The sequence below is a fragment of the Nostoc sp. 2RC genome (assembly GCF_014222165.1).
GTDB classification, from domain to species: domain Bacteria; phylum Cyanobacteriota; class Cyanobacteriia; order Cyanobacteriales; family Nostocaceae; genus Nostoc; species Nostoc linckia.
On record NZ_JACKZU010000769.1, the window covers coordinates 1 to 770 of the forward strand.

1 protein-coding gene is annotated in these 770 nt (G+C 45.8%); it reads right to left on the reverse strand.

Going from position 1 to position 770, the window contains the following annotated elements:
* A partial coding sequence (locus GNE10_RS34915; protein ID WP_397326717.1) for a WD40 repeat domain-containing protein occupies positions 1 to 770 on the reverse strand: 770 nt, incomplete at both ends.

Genomic DNA, 770 nt, shown 5'->3' on the forward strand with positions numbered 1-770 from the left:
CCAGAGTTTGATGGTGTTGTCATCACTTGCAGAAGCCAGTGTCTTGCCATCGGGGCTGAAGACTACGCTATTGACCCAACTGCTATGCCCTGTGAGGGTTTTGATGGCTTTGCTGGTGCTGACATCCCAGAGTTTGATGGTGTTGTCATTACTTGCAGAAGCCAGTGTCTTGCCATCGGGGCTGAAGACTACGCTATTGACCCTACTGCTATGCCCTTCTAAAGTGTTCACTTCTATGGCGCGATTTTCTTTCTTCTCGTTTGGCTTTAAATAAACCGCTTGCTGTAAAGTTAACACAGCGTGCATTAGGGTATCGCTTCTGTGCTGTGCCCAAAGTGTATGCTTGAGTTTGTTACTTCCCCTTAAGGCTGTGATTAAAGCATCTGGGTATTGTCCGGAGATAGCAAAGGCTTCAGAAGAATTATTGATGGCGTTAATTTGACTAACATTTGCCTCTACTGACCACTGGAATGTTCCCGCAGCTAAAGCAGCAAATCCTAAACCTGCGGTGATGGAACCAAAAAGGGCGCGTTTGAGAACGCGATTGAGTTTAACTTCACTTTGTTTTCTTTGTTCTCTTTCTTTTTGCAGTTCCGCCATCACTTGCTTTAACTTCGGTTCCTGTTGCTGGCGGATAAAGGCGGCGATGTAGTCATGTACGAGTTGATAACGGTCAGCCGGATTCTCTGGTAACAAAACCACTAAGCCGGATTCGACAAAAATTTCTAATATTAAATCTAAGTTGGAGGGGGAGATGGGGAGATGGGGAG